The following is a 3,381-nucleotide window of genomic DNA, read 5'->3' as shown; positions in this document are numbered from 1 at the left end:
AAGTGCAAGTTGTATTCACCCGTCTCCGGATCTATTACATGTACCCCTGCCAGGTGCGAGTAGCCTTTTAAGAGTAGTTCAAGGCCCATCTGCGATCCAACTCTTAGGTACTCCGCAGATAAACCCTTCTCAGCAAGAAGTCGGCCGGCTAGTTCTATTCCAGGGCAGTCGCTCCCATAAATGATTAAGTCCGGCTTAAGCTGAACATTTTTCAGGGTTTTCTCGAGCATGCTGGCAACAACCCTGTACCTCTCCATCAGGGCTTCCGCTGCAAATGTAAGCTCAAACCCTCCACCCCTGACACCGCCTCTCTTCTTGTCCGCTAATCGGACTCCGAGTAGCTGCTCGATCTTCTTCAGCCTCAACCATAAAGTCTTATAGTCGACGCCAAGCTTTTTGGAGGCTTCCTTTAGAGAGCCCGTATCTGCAAGTGTCTCGAGCAAATGAATATCCTCTTCCGAGACAACCCTCTCGTCGAAAACTAACCGTATGCTAATGACCGGTTTTAACTGGGACAAAAGCTTTAGGGTTTTCTCGAGGTCTCTCTCCTCCAAGCGGACTCATGGAATTAACGAGGACATGGATATATCTTTGCTTTGCCCGAATAGCTTAGATCCACTTAAGTATTTCTTCTTCTCTAAACTCGCCATCGTATACAGCTTTAATCTTCCCTGACACCATAACCAAGAGCCTGTCGGCCAGAGTTTTTGCCTCGGTTACACTGTGGGAAACAATAATGGCATGGGCCTTTGTCTCGTATACAAACCGCTTTATGAACTCTCGGACAAACTCTGCGTTCTGGGGGGCTAGGTGTGCTGTAGGCTCGTCCAGCAAGAGGATTTCAGGCTGGGTGGCAAATGCTCTTGCGAGAGCCAAAAGTTGCTTCTCGCCGCCAGACAGGTTCTGGGCGTTCTTCCTCGAAAAGCCTGCAAGTCGGAAACGAGCCAGCCACTCCTCCGCTAAAGACTTAGCCCTTGAGGGCTCCACCCCTCTAAACCTCAGTGGTAGATAGACGTTCCTGAAAACACTAGCAGTTAGCACTGGGGGCTTCTGGGGGACAAAAGAGATTTTCCTCTGGAATTCGGGTTTCTCTTTTTCACCGAGCGTGTTCACCTTTACCCCGTTGTATTCTATCTCCCCGGCGTCCGGAGGTATTAACAGTGCCAGCATCTTCAGGAGGGTTGTCTTTCCAGCACCGTTTGGACCCATGATAACGGTAATTTTCCCTTCTGGGCTCTCTAAACTTACGTTGTCTACTACCTTGTCGTCTCCAAACCTTTTCGTGAGGTTCTGGGCCCTAAGCACCCTTGACACCCAGCTTGAACCTGAGTATTAATAGTACCGTGTTTATGGCGAGATAGACAAGTGTCAAAACAGCGCCCAGCCATAATACCATTTCAAACTCCCCTGTATTCGTGTAGAAGACTATTGCAGTGGTTAAAACACGCGTGTAGTACCGTATATTACCCCCAACTATAATTACCGCTCCAACCTCGGACACAGCCCTCGCGAGTGCAGCCAGCACTCCTCCGAATATCCCAACTCTCGCCTCGTTGAGAGTTAAAAGGAGCTCGTAATGCTTTGGTATAGCTAAAGACCGGAAGAACTCCTTTGTCTCCTGCGGAAGCGCCTCTATAGCTGTTATCGTCAAGCCTGTTATTATAGGTAGTGTGAGGAGGAACTGCGCCAATATCATGGCCTCAGGTGTGAAGAGTATTCCTAGGAAGCCGAGAGGCCCTGACCTGGAAAGCAAAAGGTATAGTACGAGGCCCAGTAGTACGGGAGGAGTCCCCATAAATGTATTTACAAGAGTTACAATTATGTTTTTAAAACGCGTCTGGGAGACGGCAATATAAGCCCCAGTAAAAACGCCCACTAGTGTAGAGAGGAGGACAGCTATCCCCGAGACCCTCAAGGAGAGAAGAGTTATTTGTATTATCTCGGAATACTCCAAGAAGCCCACCGTTCTAAAAAATTAACCTTATTTTTTAAATCCGTCGTGTCTAGCTCTTCCCTATCAGGCTCTGGTAGAAGACGACTTGTCCGCTCATCTGGTCGTACTCGTAGGGGTCGTATATTCCCAGCTTTGTTAGGTTACCAAAGCACACGTTGAAGAGTTTAGCTCCGCCCTTAACGTACGTTCCTATCAAGTTCTGGCCCTCGGGTGAGACTATGAAGGTGACAAATAGGAGAGACTCATTGTAATGGACGTGTGGGAACTTCTTGGGGTTTACTGGTATTGCTCGGTAAATGTTAAGGTACAGGGGGTCGCCCTCGTTCAGAATGACCAGGTGTATCTTGTCTTTGAAGGCAAGGTAGGTGGATCGGTCTGAGAGAGTGTACCCGTTCAGCTGGTCGGCTACCATGAGCGTCTGGGACATCCCCTGGCCCGTCTCCTTATACCAGGGCTTGCCCTTGGGGTCAACGCCGGCCATAGACCATAACTGTAGTTCTCTCAAGTGAGTGCCTGACCTGTCTCCTCTTGAGACAAAGACTGTCTTTCCGGCCTCAGCAGCGGCATAGATCCTCTTGAATGCGTCTACAGCATTCTTAGCGCTCTTCACTCCGGCTGGATCATCTGGTGGCCCTAGAAGTACGAAGTCATTATAGGCGAAAGTTATACCATGGACGCCGTATCCCTCTGCGATGAACTGGTTTTCGAGGTCCCTATTATGAACGATTACTAGGTCTGCGTCCCCTCTCTTTGCGATCTCGATTGCTTGGCCCGTACCAACAGCGACCCATGTCACATTTATCCAGGGATATTTGGCTTCAAACCTCTGCTTAATAGCCTGTAGCAACCCTGTAGCATCCATGCTTGTAGTCGTCGAGATTCTTAGAACCACTTTTTCCTTGGGCTGCTGAGCCTGAGGTGGAGTCTGCTGGGATGGAGTTGAGGGTTGTTGAGTCCCCTGACGGGGGGCTGTCCCGGGTTGTGGGTTAAGCATCGGGTATACTAGAAATGCCGCGACAAGGAGAACCGCAACTACAACTATGCCGTATAAGAGTTTTTTATCCATCTGTGATCGATATGAATTTTTATCCAATCAAATATAAAATTTTCTTTTTGTTATTTATTCCTCTTGTTATTTATTCGTCTTATGCCTCTTCTAACGAAGTTATCTCGCCCCATTGTTTACCACTCATAATCTTTGGATCTTGTACTGCCATAACTCCCAAGGTCGTACTCAAACATGAGATAGCTCTACCTCTCCAACTACCCTCTAATGCCTGCTAAAAATGTTAAGTGTTCATTAAGATATATGCGTAGCAGATTGGGCACACCTAACCTCCTCCCCGCCCTGGAAGGGGCAAGGCTTGTCACTGTTTTGGCCACAGTCTTCCTATAGATGGAAAAGGTAGCATTTAGATTATTACAAT

4 protein-coding genes are annotated in these 3,381 nt (G+C 48.2%); all 4 read right to left on the bottom strand.

The annotated features are described in order from the left end of the window. The coding region (locus ACP5KC_RS04715; RefSeq protein ID WP_428286893.1) for a LysR family transcriptional regulator at positions 1-554 on the bottom strand (554 nt) is incomplete at its 3' end. Positions 555-609: 55 nt separating this feature from the next. After that, the gene (locus tag ACP5KC_RS04710) at positions 610-1,305 is read right to left on the bottom strand and encodes an ABC transporter ATP-binding protein (RefSeq protein WP_191118678.1); all 696 of its coding nucleotides are present in this window, start codon (positions 1,303-1,305) and stop codon (positions 610-612) included. Continuing rightward, complete coding sequence (locus tag ACP5KC_RS04705; RefSeq protein WP_191118679.1) at positions 1,298-1,954, bottom strand: ABC transporter permease; 657 nt, start codon at positions 1,952-1,954, stop codon at positions 1,298-1,300. Before ACP5KC_RS04705 ends, ACP5KC_RS04710 begins: the two co-directional genes overlap by 8 nt. A gap of 49 nt (positions 1,955-2,003) precedes the next feature. Next, positions 2,004-3,020 carry a substrate-binding domain-containing protein gene (locus tag ACP5KC_RS04700; protein ID WP_428286892.1) on the bottom strand — a complete coding sequence of 339 codons (1,017 nt, stop codon included), beginning with the start codon at positions 3,018-3,020 and terminating at the stop codon, positions 2,004-2,006. Positions 3,021-3,381: the final 361 nt, after the last annotated feature.

Origin of the sequence: Infirmifilum sp. (genome assembly GCF_049970975.1) — an archaeon.
Lineage (GTDB): Archaea > Thermoproteota > Thermoprotei > Thermofilales > Thermofilaceae > Thermofilum > Thermofilum uzonense.
Note: the sequence above shows the minus strand (reverse complement) of the source record. Positions and strands in the feature narration are given on the sequence as shown.

What these genes read in the sequence shown, in the direction of transcription:
- ACP5KC_RS04700 (WP_428286892.1), bottom strand. Translation starts at nt 3,020, where the DNA reads ATGGATAAAAAACTCTTATACGGCATAGTTGTAGTTGCGGTTCTCCTT.